We start from the raw sequence: 16,809 nt of genomic DNA on the forward strand, positions 1-16,809 counted from the left end.
GGTGCGTCCCGCGGTGTTCAGTCACCGGTGTAGAGCCGCGCCGGGTCGACGAGAACCACGTCAGGCCGGCGTTGGGCGACCTGGCGCAGGTCATCGGTGAACCCCGCACCACTGGCGAGCAACAGCTGGGCACCACGGGCGTCCAGGCCGGGTCGGGCGACGAGCAGGTCACGCGCTCTGGCCAGCCGGTCCAGGTCAGGGACGCCCAACGTACGGCCCCACTTGACCTCACCGACGGCGAGCAGCGGACGGGGGCCGTCGCCAGGTGGCGGCTCTCCGAGCGCGACGAGGTCGAGTTCCAGGCTCGTCCGGCTGGCCGGGTCGGTCAGCACACCCGAGCTCGCCTCGGCGGCGATGCCGCCCAGCGTATCGGGCGCGGCGAAGCGCACGGCCCACTGCCGGACGATCTCTTCGAACGCCGGGCCCAGCACCCCGCTCGTGTACCGTCGCTCGGAACGTCGCCAGACGTCCGTGCCACGCCGCTGCTCCAGCGCCGTCCAGGCCGGCCGCATGACGGTCTGGTAGAAGGTGATGAGAGGCTCCGCGATGCGGTATCGGCTACGGCCGCTGCGCAGCGGGTCCGGCTCGCGAACCAGGAGGCCGGCGTCCTCGAGCACCGTGAGCGGGTGCTGCAGATCGGTGGCCTTGCGCCCGATGAAGCCGGCGATGCCGCCCCGGGTGCCGTTGCCTTCGGCGACCGCCGCGAGTACGGAGTGGTAGACGGCCGTGTCCCGCAGGTCCGGATCCTCGGCGAGCAGGTAGCGCGCCTCACGGAACAGTGGACGCGCAGGATTCAGCACCGCCCGCACGACCCAGTCGTCGAAGTCGCCGGGCCCCTCGGGCGAGTCGTCCTGCACGTACTCCCGCCGGTAGGCCGGTGTGCCCCCGACGATGGCGAACACCCGGGCGGCGAGCGACGGGTCACTGATCCCCCAGAAGGCCGCCGCCGCCCGGTAGTCGAGGGGTGCGACGGGAAGTTCGAGCCCGGCCCGCCCGCGCAGCGGAGCGGCGCCGGCCAGCAGCCCGCCCATGAACGAGAGCGCGGAGCCGCACAGCAGCAGACGGGAACGGGAGTCGGTGCGCTCCGCGCGGCCCGGGGTGAGTGCGTGCTGGATTACCGACGGCAGGTCACGGCTCGCCCGAGCCAGGTAGGGAAACTCGTCGATCACCACCGGGAGCTGGCGTTCGCGACCCAGGGCCAGCAGCGCGTCAACCGCGCTCGACCAGTCGGCCAGATGGACCGGCCCAGGGGCACCTGTGTGCCGGCCGAGCGCCTCGCCCAGCCGCCGCAGCGACTCCGTCGGTGTCGCCTCGGTCGCCCCGAAGTAGAAGCCGCCCGCGGCGCGGGCCAGTTCGTACAGCAGCAACGTCTTGCCCTGCCGGCGGCGCCCGCTCACCACGCCCAACGTGGCACCTCGCCGGTCGTCGGTGGCGAAGCGGACCAACTCCGCCCACTCGACGTCACGGTCGAAGATTTCCGCGGGCTTGCTCAGCTCCATGGACGCAAAGTATAACTACACTTCTTATAACTGTAGTTATACAAAATGCAGGGTCAGTCGATGCCGGCGTACGAGTGCAGGCCCTCGAAGAAGATGTTCACGCCGAACAGGTTCATCAGCACGGTGAGGAAGCCGAGCACGGCCAGCCAGGTCGCCACGTTCCGCTTCACGCTCGGTGTGGCCCGGGCGTGCAGGTAGCCCGCGTACACCACCCAGGAGATGAACGCCCAGGTCTCCTTCGGGTCCCAGCCCCACGGCCGGCCCCAGGCCGCCTCGGCCCAGATCGCCCCGGCGATCACCGCGAAGGTGAAGATCGGGAACGAGAACGCGTGCAGCACGAAGGTCAGCCGTTCCAGGGCCGCCGCCGCCGGCATCCGCCTGGCGAGGGTGTACGGGAAGCTCCGCCGGCCCTGTTCCCAGCCGGCCCGCATCAGGTACGCGACCGCCGGCACCACACCGAGCAGGAAGACCCCGGAACTGAACACGATCGTCGAGACGTGGACGACGAACCAGTACGAGTTGAGCGCCGGCACCAGCGGGACGATCGGCGTGTACAGCACCAGCTCGGCGGTCGCCACCAGCAGCACCATGACCAGCGTCAGGAACAGCCCGAGGCGGCGCAGCGGCGGGCGCTTCCACAGCACGGCGAGCCAGCCCGCGGTCCCGATGAACGAGACCGTCAGCACGAACTCGTACATGTTGCCCCAGGGCATCCGGTCGGCGGCGAGGCCGCGCGTGACCAGCGCACCCAGGTGCAGCAGGGCGGCCACGGCGGTCGCGCCGACGGCGATCCGGCCGGCCAGCCGGGCCCGCGCGGCGGTGCGTTCGGCCGCTGCCGTACCGTCGGCCGCCGGCACCTTCGCGACGACCTCGCCGGGCGCTCCCACGCCCGCGCCGACCAGCTCGCGGGCGGGCGCGGCGGCCCGGGTACGGGCGTTGCCGAGCGCGTACTCGACGGCGTGGCTGATCATCGCGACCAGGTACGCCAGGATCGCGAACGACACCAGCTGGTCGGAGAGTGCGGACATCACTCGGCTCCTTCTCGCGCCCCGGCCTGGTCGTCAGGACCGGCACCGACCCGCTCGTCCCGCGTCCCGTCGCCGCTGACCGCGGCCACGAGCTGCGCGAACTCGTCGGCGAACCCGGGATGGTCGGTGCGCGGCAGCCCACCGGCCTCGACCAAACTACTACCGCCCGTCGGAGATCCACCGGCGGGGTCACCGGCCGTCACCCCGGCGGGGGGCAGCACCCGGAAGAAGACCCGGCGCCGGCGGCCGAAGAGCGAGCCCATCAGGCCCAGCAGCAGCGTGCCGGAGCTGGCCAGCAGCAGCGTCGCACCCGGGTCGTACCGCACCGACAGCACGATGTACGGCTCGGTGCCCAGGAACTCCAGCTTTGAGCCGTCGTCCAGCGTCCAGGCCTCGCCGACCTTGAGCAGCTTCGTGCCGACCTCCTTGACCTTGCCTTCCCGCACCTGTCGCTGATCCAGCTCGTACACCGAGCCGGGGATGCCGGCGTCCAGGCCCAGGTTGCCCCGGTACGCGACGAGGTTGAGCAGCGGGTTGCGCTCGGTCGGGAACTCGGACCGGACGAACGGGCCCTCCTGCGGGGCGGTCGGCAGGTACAGGCCGGAGAAGGCCATCTGGAGGTTCGCGTCCCGCTTGCCGGTGGCCGGGTCGACGTTGGCGTCGGGGAAGGTCGCCACGCCCTCGCCGGTGATCCCGATGTCTCCGGTGGTGAGGAACGGAGTCGTGCTGGTCTGGCTGCGGCCGAAGCGATCGGTGTAGCGGACCACCGGGGCGTACCCGTGGCCGAGCAGGTAGACGTTCGCGCCGTCCAGGCGCAGCGGCGAGTTGACCGAGAACTCGGCCGGGCGCGGGGCGCCGCCGTCCTCGTCGACGGTCACCTCCGCGTTGAAGGACTCCGGCTGGCCGTTGGACTCCAGGAACTCCGCCTCGAAGTCGTTCAAGCTCAGGCAGAACCCCGGCAGGTCGGCGCTGCCCACCCGGGCACCGAACGACGTCTCCGCGTACTGCTGCTGGGTGTTGCAGAACGCGTTTTCCGCGCCGGCCACCAGCAGGCGGTTGCCGCTCCAGCCGTACCACGAGCCGAGCGCGACACCGACCAGCACCACCACCATCGAGGTGTGGAAGAGCAGGTTGCCGGTCTCCTTGAGGTACCCCTTCTCGGCGGAGACCTCGTCACCCCGCACCACCACCCGCCAGCGGCGGCGGCGCAGCGACTCGGCGATCGCTGCGGCACCGCCGGCCGGGGCGGCGAGGACGGCGTGCTGGGGCAGCCGGTCGAGCCGCTTCGGGACAGCGGGCGGCTGCGACCGTAGGGCCCGGACGTGGTCCCGGAGCCGGGGCGTGATGCAGCCGATCAGCGACGTGAAGAGCAGCAGGTAGATCGCCGAGAACCAGACCGACCCGAACGCCTCGAACGCGCCCAGCCGGTCCAGCACCGGGGCCAGGTCCGGATGGGCGGCGAAGTAGTCCCGTACGTCCTCCGGGTTGACGCCGCGCTGCGGCAGGACGGAGCCGGGGATCGCGGCGACCGCGAGCAGGAAGAGCAGCACCAGCGCGGTACGCATGCTGGTGAGCTGCCGCCACGAGTTGCGCAGCAACGCGAGTACCGGGTTGGGGCGGCGCCGGGGCGCCTCGGCCGGCGGGGCCGGCCGCTCGTCCACGACGGTCATCAGATGCTCACCTCACCGGCGCCGACGGTGGCCTGCAACCAGCTCACGAAGTTGGTCCAGCCGCCGGTCACGAGGGCGAGGCCGATCAGGATCAGCAGCACGCCGCCGACCCGGGTGACCCACCGGCTGTTGCGCCGGACGGCGCGGAAGACCCCGAGCAGGCGCTGGAAGCCCAGCCCGAAGACGAGGAACGGCACCCCCAGCCCGAGGCAGTACGCCACGGCGAGCACCACCGCCCGGTCGGTCTGGCCCCCGACGGTGGCCATTCCCAGCACCGCGCCGAGCGTCGGGCCGGTGCAGGGCACCCAGCTCAGCGCGAAGACCGCGCCGAGCACCGGCGCGCCGAGCAGCCCGGCGGACGGCAGCTTCTGGATGCGGAACTCGCGCTGCAACCCGGGCAGCGCCCCGACGTAGCTCAGCCCGAGGAGCACGATCAGCCCGCCGATCACGATCTCCAGCGTCCGCTCGTACTGGAAGAGGACCTTGCCGACGGTGGCGAACAGGATCGCGGTGGCGGTGAAGACGACGGTGAAGCCGGCGATGAACAGCAGCGTGCCGGCGAGCACCCGGCCCTTGACGGCCGCCGCGGCGGCCCGGGTGCGTTCCCGCACCGCCACGCCCCCGCCCGAGGTGTTAACAGGGGGCCCTTCCTCTACCGGAGACGTTAAGAGGGGGCCCTTCCTTTCGCGGCGTCCTTCGAGGTCGGCGCCGGCTAGGCCCGTTACGTAGGAGAGGTAGCCGGGCATCAGGGGGAGGACGCAGGGGGACAGGAAGCTCACCAGGCCGGCCAGGGCCGCCGCGCCGATGGCGAGCAGCAGCGGACCGGACTGCGCGAGCTCGCGGAACGTCTCGCCCATCAGCGCTGGCCGGTCGGCGCGGGCGACTCCGCGGCGATCCGCTCGACGATGGGCTGGAGGCCCTCCTGCTTGACGGCGGCCCGGATCACGGTGGCGATCCGGCCCTCCCGGTCGAGCACGACGGTGGCCGGGATGGTGTTCGGCGGGATGTCCAGCGCGAGCGCCAGGCGGCTCGGCGGGTCGAACAGGCTCGGGTACGTCACCCGGCCCTCCTCGAACGCCTTCGCCTTGTCCCGCTGGTCCTGGATGTTGATGCCGAGGAACGTCACGCCGGAGCCCTTGGTCGCCTGGTAGGTCGCCTCCAGGTCGTCGGCCTCGGCGCGGCAGGGCGCGCACCAGGAACCCCAGAAGTTGACCACCACGACCTGGCCGCGGTCGCGTGCCACGTCGTAGCTGCCGCCGTCAAGCAGCTCACCGGCGAGTTCCGGGGCGGCGGAACGCTGGTCCGGAGCGCACTCGATGATCCCGTCCCGGTTGTCGCAGGCCTTCTCCGCGTTCGACGGGGAGCAGGCGGCGAGCGCCGCCGTGGCGACGGCGGCGAGCAGGCCGGCGGTCAACCTGAGAGGCCGGTTCATCACGCCCCCTTGGCTGTCCGGGCGGTCGGCGACATCGCGATCAGGTGCGCGGCCGGCTCGGTGTACCCGATGCCGACCACCTTGGCGCCGTCGAAGTGGAAGGAGGTGAGGCTGGCCAGCCCGCACTGCCGCTTACGCGGGTCGTGCCAGAGGCGCTTGCGTTCGACGTACCGGCGCAGGGTCCAGATCGGCAGCTGGTGGGAGACGAGGACGGCCTCCCGCCCCTCGGCGGCGACGCGGGCGGCGTGCAGGGCGGCGAACATGCGCTCCGCGATCGCGCGGTACGCCTCACCCCAGCTCGGCGTCACCGGGTCGCGCAGTACCCACCAGTTGCGCGGGTCGCGGAACGACCCGTCGCCCGGGGACACCTTCTTACCCTCGAACCAGTTGGCGCTCTCGATCAGCCGCTCGTCGACACCGACCGGCAGCCCGAACTGCGCGGCGATCGGCTCGGCGGTCTGCTGGGCGCGCTCCAGCGGGCTGGCCACCACGTGCACGACCTCCCGCTCGGCGAGCCCCTGCGCGGCGGCCTTCGCCATCTGCACGCCCAGCTCGGACAGGCGGAAGCCCGGCAGCCGGCCGTAGAGGATGCCCTCGGGGTTGTACACCTCGCCGTGCCGCAGCACGTGGACCACCGTCTTGCTCACCGCTGCGCCCCCCTTGTTCGCGACTGCGGGGCTCGCAAACCCGGCGCACTCCTCGCGCTCACCGCTACCCCCCGTGACCCGCCGCAGCCGCCGCGGCCGCCGCCGCCGGAAGCGCCCCGGCGATCTGCTCCAGGGCGGCGTCATCGATCGCCGCCGACACGAACCACGACTCGAACGCGCTCGGCGGCAGGTAGACCCCGGCCGCGAGCATCGCGTGGAAGAACGCCTTGAACGCCGGCACCTGCTGGGTGCGCGCACTGTCGTAGTCGACCACGTCGGCGTCGGTGAAGAAGATCGAGAACATGTTTCCCGCGTACGACAGCCGGTGCGGGACCCCGGCGGCGGCCAGCGCGTCGCCCGCCAGCTTGCCCACGACGGCGGCCGTCTCGTCCAGCCTGCGGTAGACCGCGTCGTCGGCGAGCCGGAGCGTGGCCAGGCCGGCGGCGCAGGCGAGGGGGTTACCGGAGAGCGTGCCGGCCTGGTAGACCGGCCCGGCCGGGGCGAGGCGCCCCATCACCTCCGCGCGTCCGCCGAAGGCCGCGGCGGGCAGGCCGCCACCCATGACCTTCCCGTACGTCCACAGGTCGGCCTCGGAGGCGTCGAGGCCGTGCCACCCGGAGCGGGAGACCCGGAACCCGGTCATCACCTCGTCGACGATGAGCAGCGCGCCGTGCGCGTGGGCGATCGCGGCGAGCCGCTGGTTGAAGGCGTCGCGCGGGGCGACCACACCCATGTTGCCGGCGGCGGCCTCGGTGATGACCGCGGCGATGTGCGGTCCCTCGGCGGCGAAGGCCGCCTCGACGGCGGTCAGGTCGTTGTACGGCAGCACGATCGTGTCGCCGGCCGCCGCGCCGGTCACGCCGGGTGAATCGGGAAGGCCGAGGGTGGCGACGCCGGACCCGGCGGCGGCGAGCAGCGCGTCCGAGTGCCCGTGGTAGCAGCCGGCGAACTTGATGATCTTGGAGCGGCCGGTGAAGCCGCGGGCCAACCGGATCGCCGACATGGTGGCCTCGGTGCCCGAGTTGACCAGCCGCACCTGCTCGACCGGGGTGCGGTCGACGATCTCGGCGGCCAACTCCACCTCACCGGGGGTGGGAGTGCCGAAACTGGTGCCGAGGGCGGCGGCCTCGCGCAGCGCCTCGACCACCGCCGGGTGGGCGTGGCCGAGGATCAGCGGCCCCCACGAGCAGACCAGGTCGACGTAGCGCCGCCCGTCCGCGTCGTACAGCCAGGGCCCCTCCCCCCGGACCATGAACCGCGGGGTGCCGCCGACCGCCCGGAAGGCGCGGACAGGGGAGTTCACCCCGCCCGGCACGAGGGCGCGGGCGCGGGCGAACAGGGCCTCGGAGGCCGGTGCGTCGGCCGGGTAGCGGCCGGATCCGGCGGGAAACAGATCGGTCACGATGCCGCCATTGTGTCAGCGTCGGAGGCCCGATCGGCAGGCACCCCGTACCGGGGGTTACCAGTCTCACCCCGGCCGGGTGTCCTCCGCCCCTGGTCGCCGGGCCCGCTCCGCCTCGCCGGGCCGGTGCGTCGAGATCGCGATAGGCTGACCCGGTGGATCGTGCCGAACTGTCCATCACGCTGCACCGGTCGGGTGACGAGGCCATCCTGCGTCTCGCCGGTGAGATCGACATGCTCACGGCCGCCCAGCTCTCGACCGTCGTCAACGAGGTGCTGACGGATCCGCCGCCGCGGATCGTGCTCGACCTGGGCGGCGTCACCTTCTGCGACTCGCAGGGCCTGGGCACGCTGGTCGTGCTCAGTCGCAAGGCCAGTCATGCCCAGAGCCTGCTGGTCCTCACCAACGTGGGCGAGTTCCTGCTCCGCGTCCTCGACATCACGGGCCTCCGCAGCGCCCTGATGATCCGCAACGACGCCCCCACCACCTGACCGGCCGTCAGTCGGTGTTGCCCCAGCGGGCCTGCTCCAGCAGGTCGATCGCGCGGGCCACCGCCTCCGGGTCCGCGTCGCCGCGCAGCAGGGCGGTCGCCTCGTCCACCGCGTCGGTCAGCAGCCGCCACTGCCGGTCACGCTCCCGGACCAGGTCGGACTGCGCCGCGAGCTGCCGCGTCTTCACCCACAGCTCCACGAACACCGACACCTTGGCACGCAGCACCCACGGGTCGAACGGCTTGGTCAGGTAGTCCACCGCGCCGGCCGCGTACCCGCGCAGCGCGAGCTGAGCGTCCCGGTCGGCGGCGGTGAGGAAGATGATCGGGACGTGCCGGGTACGCTCCCGCCGCTTGATGTGGCTGGCCGTCTCGAAGCCGTCCATGTCGGGCATCTGCGCGTCGAGGAGAATCACCGCGAAGTCGTCGACGAGGAGCTGCTTCAACGCCGCCTCGCCGCTCTCCACCGCCACCGACTGCACCGGAAGCCCCTGGAGGATCGCCTCCAGGGCCATCAGGTTCTCCCGGCGGTCGTCCACCAGCAGCGCCTTCGCCATCTGGGTCACGAACTCTCCTCGCTCCGGCTGCCACTGATCCAGGACGACATGCGTTCGATCAGCTCGTCCAGGTCGACCGGCTTGGTGATGTAGTCACTACCCCCGGCCGCCAGAGCCGACTCCCGGTCACCGGGCATCGCCTTCGCGGTCAGGAAGACGATCGGCAGGTCGGCGAACCGGTGATTACGCCGGATCTGCCGCGTCGTCTCGTATCCGTCCTGGTCGGGCATCATGGCATCCATCAGCACGATGTCCACCTCGGGATGCTCGGCCAGGAGGCGGACGCCGTCCGCCCCGTTGTCCGAGTACAACACGGTCATGCCGTGCAGCTCCAATGCGCTGGTCAAGGCGAAGACGTTCCGGACGTCGTCGTCCACGATCAGCACCGTCGCACCCTCCAACTGGCGCGTGGCCGGCGCCTCCGACGCCTCCGGCAGCAGCTCCACCGGCGGCATCAGCAGCGACGACGGGAGGCCCGCCCGGGTGGGCGAGGGCGGCGCCGGCGCCACGACGGCGTCCGGGGCCAACACGTCGGGTACGAAGAGCGTGAACGTCGACCCCTGCCCGGGCGCCGACGACACGCTGATCGCACCACCCAGCAGCCGGGCCAGGTCCCGGCTGATCGACAGCCCCAGACCGGTGCCGCCGTAGCGGCGACTGGTGGTGCCGTCGGCCTGCTGGAACGCCTCGAAGATGATCGAGAGCTTGTCGTCGGAGATGCCGATGCCGGTGTCCGCAACGGTGAACGCGATCACCTGCCGGGCGTTGGTCAGCGCCGGCACGTCGAACACCGCATTACCCGGCGCCGGACCGATCTTGAGTGTCACCGCGCCGGCGTCGGTGAACTTGACCGCGTTGGAGAGCAGGTTGCGGAGGATCTGCTGCAAGCGCTGGGCGTCGGTGACGATCGCCTCCGGCAGGTCCCCGCTGACCTGGACGTCGAAGTCCAGGCCCTTCTCCTCCGCCTGGGGCGCGAACGCCTGCTCGACGTAGCCGCGGATCTCGGCGAACCGGATCTCGGTCGGCTCGACGTCCATCCGGCCCGCCTCGATCTTGGACAGGTCGAGGATGTCGTCGATCAGCGAGAGCAGGTCGGAGCCGGCGCTGTGGATCGTCCTGGCGAACTCGATCTGCTTCGGGCTGAGGTTCCGCTCCGAGTTCTCGGCGAGCAGCCGGGCCAGCAGCAGCAGGGAGTTCAGCGGCGTACGCAGCTCGTGGCTCATGTTCGCCAGGAACTCCGACTTGTACGCCGACGCCCGGGTGAGCTGCTGCGCCTTCTCCTCCAGGCCGAGCCGGGCCAGCTCGATCTCCCGGTTCTTCGTCTCGATGTTGCCCTTCTGCTCCGACAGCAGCTTCGCCTTGTCCTCCAGCTCCGCGTTGGTGCGCTGGAGTTCGGCCGACTGCTCCTGCAGCTCGTGGGCCAGCCGCTGCGACTGGGCGAGCAGTTCCTCCGTACGCCGGTTCGCCTGGATGGTGTTGACCGCGACGCCGATCGTCAGGACGAGCCGCTCGAGGAACGCCAGGTGCAGGTCGGAGAAGGCCGACACGCCGGCGAACTCGATCACGCCGAGCAGCTCGCCCTCGAAGAGCACCGGCAGCACGACCAGGTCGGCCGGCGGCGTGTCGGCGAGCCCCGAGCGCAGCGTGAGCCGGCCGTCCGGGGCCGCGCTGACCCGGATGGTGCGGCGGGAGAGCGCGGTCTGCCCCACGAGCCCCTCGCCGGGGCCGAAGGTGACGTCGTGTCCGCGCGCCACGTAGCCGTACGAGGCGGCGAGCCGCAGCCGGACGCTTCCCTCCGAGTCGTCGACGAGGAAGAACGCGCCGAGCTGGGCGTCGACCAGCGGCGTCACCTCCATCATGATCATGCGGCAGACCTCGCCGAGGTCCCGCTGACCCTGGAGCAGACCACCGATGCGGGCCAGGTTGGAGTCCAGCCAGCCCTGCTCGGCGTTCTTCTTGGTCGTCTCCCGGAGGGTGACGATCATCTGGTTGATGTTGTCCTTCAGCTCGGCGACCTCGCCCTGCGCCTCGACCGCGATCCGCTGGGTCAGGTCGCCCCGGGTCACCGAGGTGGAGACCTGCGCGATGGCGCGCAGCTGCGTGGTCAGCGTCGAGGCGAGCTGGTTGACGTTCTCGGTGAGGTCCCGCCACGTACCGGAGACGCCCTTGACCTGGGCCTGACCACCCAACTTGCCCTCGATGCCGACCTCCCGGGCCACCCGCGTGACCTCGTCGGCGAACGACGACAGCTGGTCCACCATCGTGTTCACGGTGTTCTTCAGCTCCAGGATCTCGCCCTGCGCGTCCACCGTGATCTTCTGGCCCAGGTCGCCCTTCGCCACCGCGGTGGTGACCGAGGCGATGTTGCGAACCTGCGACGTCAGGTTCGACGCCATCGAGTTCACGTTGTCGGTCAGGTCCCGCCACGTACCGGAGACGCCCTTGACCTGGGCCTGGCCACCCAACTTGCCCTCGGTGCCCACCTCACGGGCCACCCGGGTCACCTCGTCGGCGAACGACGACAGCTGGTCCACCATCGTGTTCACGGTGTTCTTCAGCTCCAGGATCTCGCCCTGCGCGTCCACCGTGATCTTCTGGCTCAGGTCACCCTTCGCCACCGCCGTCGAGACCTGGGCGATGTTGCGGACCTGCGACGTCAGGTTCGACGCCATCGAGTTCACGTTGTCGGTCAGGTCGCGCCACGTGCCGGCGACGCCACGGACCTGGGCCTGACCACCCAGCTTGCCCTCGGTGCCCACCTCACGCGCCACCCGGGTCACCTCGTCGGCGAACGAGCTGAGCTGGTCGACCATCGTGTTCACCGTCGACTTCAGCTCCAGGATCTCGCCCCGGGCGTCGACGGTGATCTTCTGGCTCAGGTCGCCCTTCGCCACCGCGGTGGTGACCGAGGCGATGTTGCGAACCTGCGACGTCAGGTTCGACGCCATCGAGTTCACGTTGTCGGTCAGGTCCCGCCACGTACCGGAGACGCCCTTGACCTGGGCCTGACCACCCAACTTGCCCTCGGTGCCCACCTCACGCGCCACCCGGGTCACCTCGTCGGCGAACGACGACAGCTGGTCCACCATCGTGTTCACGGTGTTCTTCAGCTCCAGGATCTCGCCCTGCGCGTCCACCGTGATCTTCTGGCTCAGGTCACCCTTCGCCACCGCCGTCGAGACCTGCGAGATGTTGCGGACCTGGCTGGTCAGGTTGCCGGCGAGCTGGTTGACGTTCTCGGTGAGGTCCCGCCACGTGCCGGAGACCCCGCGCACCTGGGCCTGACCACCCAGCTTGCCCTCGATGCCCACCTCACGCGCCACCCGCGTGACCTCGTCGGCGAACGAGCTGAGCTGGTCCACCATCGTGTTCACGGTGTCCTTCAGCTCCAGGATCTCGCCCTGCGCCGCGACGGTGATCTTCTGTGAGAGATCGCCGCGGGCCACCGCCGTGGAGACCTGGGCGATGTTGCGCACCTGCGACGTCAGGTTCGACGCCATCGAGTTGACGCTGTCGGTGAGGTCCTTCCAGGTGCCGGCCACGTTCGGCACCTCGGCCTGGCCGCCGAGCTTGCCCTCCGTGCCCACCTCCCGGGCCACCCGGGTCACCTGCTCGGCGAAGAGGCGCAGGGTGTCGGTCAGCGAGTTCATCGTGTCGGCCAGCTCGGCGACCTCGCCCCGCGCCCCCACGGTGATCTTCTGCGACAGGTCGCCCTTCGCCACGGCCGTCGCCACCTGGGAGATCGACCGCACCTGGCCGGTCAGGTTCGACGCCATGGTGTTCACCGAGTCGGTGAGGTCCTTCCACGTGCCGGCGACGCCCCGGACGTCGGCCTGGCCGCCGAGCTTGCCCTCGGTGCCCACCTCGCGGGCCACCCGGGTCACCTCGTCCGCGAACGACGAGAGCTGGTCGACCATCGTGTTCACCGTGCGGCCGATGCGCAGGTACTCACCGCGCAGGGGTCGGCCGTCGATCTCCAACGCCATGTGCTGCGAGAGGTCGCCCTCGGCGACCGCCACGATGACCCGGGCGATCTCCGTGGTGGGGCGACCGAGATCGTCGATGAGGGAGTTGACCGCGCGCTGCCCCTCGGCCCAGGAGCCGTCCAGGCCCTCGTCGTCGAGGCGCTCGGTGAGCCGGCCGTCCCGGCCGACGATCCGGCTGATCCTGCGCAGGTCGTGGTACTGCCGTTCCTGGAGCGAGACCACCTCGTTGAAGGCGTCCGCCACCTCACCCGCGCGGCCCGCCCGGCGGGGCAGCCGCACCTTGAGATCACCGCGGCGGACCCGCCGCAACGCCTCGGTCAGCTCGACGAGGACCGCCTCGTGGTCCGGCGCGGACGGATCCGCCACCGGCTGTTTCGCCGTGGTCATCATTCCTCGCTCACGTCGGGGCGACAGGTCGGCCATCCCATATTGTGCCTGCGACCCGGTCTACGCCAGGCCAGCGCGACGGTCAATGCGTACCGGATCGGACATCAGGCGCCATCCCGGACCGCTGACGGGCCGTGATCGGTCCGTACGGTTCGCTTGGCACCCGCAGGGGCGGCGATGGAGGATACGGGGATGTCAGCGGAGGCGGAGCCCGGCGGGCGGGACGAGCACGTCCGGCGGGTCCGGCTCCCCGCCGACCGGCGTACGCCCGCCGCCGCGCGGGCCCTCGTCCGGTCCGTGCTCGCCGAGGCGCACCTGGAGGAGCTGACCAACGAGGCGCTGCTGCTCACCACCGAGCTGTCCACCAACGCCGTCGAACACGCCCGCACCGAACTGGACGTCGAGGTGGTCGCCGACCGCCTCGGCCTCACCGTGACCGTGTCCGACTTCGCCGGCGGGCCGGTGGACGAGCTGACCGTCGGCGTCCGCAACGAGAGCAGCGACATCACCGAGATCTCGGAACGCGGGCGGGGTCTGCTGCTCGTCGACCACTTCGCCAGCCGGTGGGGCACCACGTACCTGCCCACCGGGAAGGGTGTCTGGTTCCGCCTCGACCGTCCGGCTCCGCCCGGCGCCGCGCCGGCCGGGGACGCCCCGGTCGTGCCGAACGCGGCGTCCGCCGGCGGTGACCCCCCGGCCGGCGACAGCTCCGCGCCGAGCGCCGCGGCGATGAGCCAGCTGATGCAGACCACCCCCGACCCGTACGCCGACGATCCGCTCCCCGACTTCGCGACCAGCCTGCTGGCCCGGGTCGCCGAGATGGTCGGCGCGGCCGGTGGCGTGGTCCGGCTGGACCGGGGCGACGGACAGGGCCCGCAGGTGCTGGCGCGCTACGGTCGGCAACCCCGGGCGGGCCACGAACTGCTCCGGGTGCCGCTCACCGTCCACCGCCCGTACGCCGGCGAGCTGGAGCTGGACGCGGCGCCGTCCGCGTACGCCCGGCCACTGGCGGCGCTGATGGCCGAGCGGCTCTCGCTGCACCTGGAGAACGACCGGCTGCGTCGCGCCGACGTCCGGCGGCAGGCCTGGTTGACGTTCCTCGCGGAGGCGAGCGAGCTGCTCGCCCAGTCCCTCGACGTCGAGCTGACCATGGCGCTCGTTCCGCAGCTCGTGGTGCCCCGGCTCGGGCAGTGGTGCGCGGTGCACACCACGGACGAGTGGGGCCGGTTGCGGCTGGCGGCGGCCAGCCACGCCGACGAGTCGGTGCTGCCGCAGCTGCACGCGGTGCTCCGGGAGACCGGGCCGGAGTCGATCCAGGCCCGCCTGCGCGAGGCGTCCCGCAACGGCACCCAGCTGCCGCTGGGCGCGCCGATGGAGGGTTTCGCCGTGCCGCTGATCGCCCGTGGTCAGCGGCTAGGCACCCTGGCCGTGGGCCGGCACCAGCGGCACCGCCACGACCCGGACGAGGTGGCCGTCCTGGAGGACGTGGCCCGCCGGGCGGCGCTGGCGATCGAGAACGCCCGGATCCACGCCGAGCGCCGCCGGGTCGCCCAGACCCTCCAGCAGTCCCTGCTGCCACCGGTGCTTCCGGTGGTCGAGGGGATCGGCTTCGCCGCCGAGTACGTCCCGACCGGGGACGACGCCGAGGTGGGCGGCGACTTCTACGACGTGCTGCCGCTGCCCGACGGGCGTTGGCTGGTGGTCATCGGCGACGTCTCCGGCAAGGGTGTGCAGGCCGCGGCGGTCACCGGCCTGGTCCGGGACGTGATCCGCACGCTGGTCGGCGACGGCAAGCCGCTGCCCGAGGCGCTGGCCCGGCTCAACGGGACGCTGGTGGAGCGGGGCGGCGGACGGTACTGCACGCTGGCGCTGGCGGCGGTCGGGCCGGGCGACGGCGACCAGCTCGACGTGTCACTGCACCTGGCCGGCCACGACCGCCCGGTGCTGCTGCGCTCCGCGGGCGGGGCCGACTTCGTCGGCACCGGCGGCACCGCGCTCGGCCTGCTCGACTCGATCGCCTCGCCGACGGCGGAGATCCCGCTCGACCCAGGCGACTCGCTGATCTTCTACACGGACGGGGTCACCGAACGGCGGCGCGGCCGGGAGCTGTTCGGTGTCGACCGCCTCCGGGACGCGGCCGCCCCGCTCGCCGCGTACTCCGCCGACGTGGTGGCCGCCCGCCTGCGCTCGACCGCGATCGGATTCTCCCCCGAGCCGCCCCGCGACGACATCGCCATCCTGGTCCTCCGCAACGACGCCGGCTGACCGCCCCGGCCGGGCCGGGACGGCCGGCCAGCGGGGCCTGCGCGGGAGGTCCGGAACGGGTCAAAGGCCGCCGGGGAGGCGGCCGGGCGCGAGCCGGTGGTGCGGGTCGAGGTGTTCCTTGGCGGCGCGGAGCCGGGCCAGCCCGGCCAGCTCACCCCACAGGTCGACCGCCCGTCGCACCGGCTCCGGGGCCGAGACCACCACACACCGCCCCTGCCGCGCGAGCAGGACCCCCCGCACGGCGGCGAGGATCGACGCCACCCGCTCGGCGGGCATCGCACCGGGCAGGGCCGCGTGCACGACGCCGAGCCCGGCGGAGCCACGGACCGGGACGGGCGCGCCGGCGGCGTCGCGCAGCGCGTACACGGCCGCGTGCAGGTCGCTGATCGGGACCTCCAGCCGGAGCGCCGTGTCGCCCGGGCCGAACGGGTAACGCCGCCACCACTCCGGCGCGGAGTGGCTGGCCGTGGCGCCGGGGCCGAGCAGCGACACCATCCGGTCGGCGCGCTCGGCCACGTCGGCGGGCCCACCCTCCAGGAGGACGACCAGGGTGCCGGCCCGGGCCGGGCCGGTGGTGGTGCGTCCCGTCATCGACGGGTGGCGCGCCATCGACTCGGCCCGGCCCCCCTGCCTCGGCCGGGGTCCCGCGCCGGCCGGGAGGTCCAACTCGACCGCCGCCGGATCGAGGCGGGCGGCGAGCACCGTACGCACGAGGTCGTGCACCTCCAGCGGTGTCCACACCGGACGGGTGACCCAGATCCGGCTCGCCGGCACGGCGTGCACCCGGAGGGTGGCGGAGACCAGCACGCCGAGGGCGCCCTGCGAGCCGCAGAGCAGGCGGGCCAGCTCCAGCCCCTCGGCGCCGCCACCGGCACCGACCAGCTCGCCGTCGGCGTCCAGATAGCGCAGGGACACGAGCTGGTCGCACGCGGTGCCGTGGCGGTGCCGCAGGGGACCGGCCTCGCCGGCGGCCAGGACCCCGCCGAGGGTGGCGCCGTTGGACGGCGCGTCCAGGGCGAGCCGCTGGCCGGTGCGCTCCAGGGTGGCCTGCACGGCCCGCAACGGGGTGCCGGCGCCGATCTCGGCGCTCGCGGCGCCGACCGGCTCGTGCCCGATGCCGGCGAGCCGGCCGGTGTCGAGCATGATGTCGACCCGCTCGGGGGCGGCCCCCCAGTCGATCTTCGTGCCGGCTCCGCGCGGAACCACGGTCAGGTCGTGCCGGGCCGCCAGCCGGAGCACCTCGGCGGCGGCGCGCGGCCCGCCCGGGACGGCGACCCAGCGGGCCGGGCGGCCGGCCACCTCATCCGCCGCGCCGGCGAGGCGGGCGAAGGGCGGCCCGCAGATCTCCGCCAGCCTCCGGGTGATGTCGAGGGCGCCGGGCCGATCGGTGGAACTCGCTGCTGCCGCCATGCCGGTCATCGTACACATGTTCGAAAGTTGCGGAAG

General features: G+C 72.4%; 12 protein-coding genes. 2 read left to right on the plus strand and 10 right to left on the minus strand.

What is annotated here, in order from left to right; all coding sequences use genetic code 11:
- Positions 1-17: 17 nt before the first annotated feature.
- The 7 genes from ACN26Y_RS06050 to hemL all read right to left on the minus strand — a co-directional run bounded on the left by ACN26Y_RS06050 (position 18) and on the right by hemL (position 7,678).
- Positions 18-1,499 (minus strand): AAA family ATPase, encoded by a 1,482-nt coding sequence (locus tag ACN26Y_RS06050; RefSeq protein ID WP_422734451.1) that lies wholly within the window; start codon positions 1,497-1,499, stop codon positions 18-20.
- A gap of 53 nt (positions 1,500-1,552) precedes the next feature.
- A complete protein-coding gene (ccsB, locus tag ACN26Y_RS06055) occupies positions 1,553-2,527 on the minus strand; it encodes a c-type cytochrome biogenesis protein CcsB (protein WP_155329331.1) in 975 nt (324 codons plus the stop codon).
- Entirely contained in the window at positions 2,527-4,197 is a 1,671-nt protein-coding gene (gene resB / locus ACN26Y_RS06060) for a cytochrome c biogenesis protein ResB (protein ID WP_155329332.1), read from the minus strand. Before resB ends, ccsB begins: the two co-directional genes overlap by 1 nt.
- Positions 4,197-5,054 (minus strand): cytochrome c biogenesis CcdA family protein, encoded by an 858-nt coding sequence (locus tag ACN26Y_RS06065; protein WP_155329333.1) that lies wholly within the window; start codon positions 5,052-5,054, stop codon positions 4,197-4,199. The genes resB and ACN26Y_RS06065 overlap by 1 nt, the downstream gene beginning before the upstream one ends.
- Positions 5,054-5,629: a TlpA family protein disulfide reductase gene (locus tag ACN26Y_RS06070; RefSeq protein WP_155329334.1), complete on the minus strand. Its 576-nt coding sequence runs from the start codon at positions 5,627-5,629 to the stop codon at positions 5,054-5,056. The genes ACN26Y_RS06065 and ACN26Y_RS06070 overlap by 1 nt, the downstream gene beginning before the upstream one ends.
- Positions 5,629-6,276, minus strand: a complete 648-nt coding sequence (locus ACN26Y_RS06075; protein WP_155329335.1) for a histidine phosphatase family protein — start codon at positions 6,274-6,276, stop codon at positions 5,629-5,631. Before ACN26Y_RS06075 ends, ACN26Y_RS06070 begins: the two co-directional genes overlap by 1 nt.
- A 64-nt stretch (positions 6,277-6,340) precedes the next feature.
- The gene (hemL, locus tag ACN26Y_RS06080; protein WP_155329336.1) at positions 6,341-7,678 is read right to left on the minus strand and encodes a glutamate-1-semialdehyde 2,1-aminomutase; all 1,338 of its coding nucleotides are present in this window, start codon (positions 7,676-7,678) and stop codon (positions 6,341-6,343) included.
- A gap of 155 nt (positions 7,679-7,833) precedes the next feature.
- On the opposite strand from hemL, the gene ACN26Y_RS06085 reads away from it, so the two are divergent.
- On the plus strand, positions 7,834-8,169 hold the full coding sequence (locus ACN26Y_RS06085) for an STAS domain-containing protein (protein WP_155329337.1): 336 nt from the start codon (positions 7,834-7,836) through the stop codon (positions 8,167-8,169).
- A 7-nt stretch (positions 8,170-8,176) separates the two neighbouring features.
- Here ACN26Y_RS06085 and ACN26Y_RS06090 read toward each other — a convergent pair whose 3' ends face one another.
- Positions 8,177-8,734, minus strand: a complete 558-nt coding sequence (locus ACN26Y_RS06090; protein ID WP_155329338.1) for a response regulator — start codon at positions 8,732-8,734, stop codon at positions 8,177-8,179.
- Complete coding sequence (locus ACN26Y_RS06095) at positions 8,731-13,098, minus strand: HAMP domain-containing protein (RefSeq protein ID WP_155329339.1); 4,368 nt, start codon at positions 13,096-13,098, stop codon at positions 8,731-8,733. Before ACN26Y_RS06095 ends, ACN26Y_RS06090 begins: the two co-directional genes overlap by 4 nt.
- Positions 13,099-13,290: 192 nt before the next feature.
- On the opposite strand from ACN26Y_RS06095, the gene ACN26Y_RS06100 reads away from it, so the two are divergent.
- Positions 13,291-15,363, plus strand: coding sequence for a SpoIIE family protein phosphatase (locus ACN26Y_RS06100; RefSeq protein ID WP_155329340.1), 2,073 nt, complete (start codon positions 13,291-13,293; stop codon positions 15,361-15,363).
- Between the two features lie 60 nt (positions 15,364-15,423).
- Here the strand turns inward: ACN26Y_RS06100 and ACN26Y_RS06105 are convergent, their stop codons facing one another.
- A complete protein-coding gene (locus tag ACN26Y_RS06105; protein ID WP_155329341.1) occupies positions 15,424-16,773 on the minus strand; it encodes an FAD-binding oxidoreductase in 1,350 nt (449 codons plus the stop codon).
- Between the last annotated feature and the right edge of the window lie 36 nt (positions 16,774-16,809).

The organism is Micromonospora sp. WMMD558 (assembly GCF_049315255.1).
Taxonomy (GTDB): Bacteria; Actinomycetota; Actinomycetes; order Mycobacteriales; family Micromonosporaceae; genus Micromonospora.

Excerpts from the sequence above, each read along its gene's own strand:
- ACN26Y_RS06050 (WP_422734451.1), bottom strand. The coding sequence starts at position 1,499 with ATGGAGCTGAGCAAGCCCGCGGAAATCTTCGACCGTGACGTCGAGTGG.
- ccsB (WP_155329331.1), bottom strand. The coding sequence starts at position 2,527 with ATGTCCGCACTCTCCGACCAGCTGGTGTCGTTCGCGATCCTGGCGTAC.
- resB (WP_155329332.1), bottom strand. The coding sequence starts at position 4,197 with ATGACCGTCGTGGACGAGCGGCCGGCCCCGCCGGCCGAGGCGCCCCGG.
- ACN26Y_RS06065 (WP_155329333.1), bottom strand. The coding sequence starts at position 5,054 with ATGGGCGAGACGTTCCGCGAGCTCGCGCAGTCCGGTCCGCTGCTGCTC.
- ACN26Y_RS06070 (WP_155329334.1), bottom strand. The coding sequence starts at position 5,629 with ATGAACCGGCCTCTCAGGTTGACCGCCGGCCTGCTCGCCGCCGTCGCC.
- ACN26Y_RS06095 (WP_155329339.1), bottom strand. The coding sequence starts at position 13,098 with ATGACCACGGCGAAACAGCCGGTGGCGGATCCGTCCGCGCCGGACCAC.
- ACN26Y_RS06100 (WP_155329340.1), top strand. The coding sequence starts at position 13,291 with ATGTCAGCGGAGGCGGAGCCCGGCGGGCGGGACGAGCACGTCCGGCGG.
- ACN26Y_RS06105 (WP_155329341.1), bottom strand. The coding sequence starts at position 16,773 with ATGGCGGCAGCAGCGAGTTCCACCGATCGGCCCGGCGCCCTCGACATC.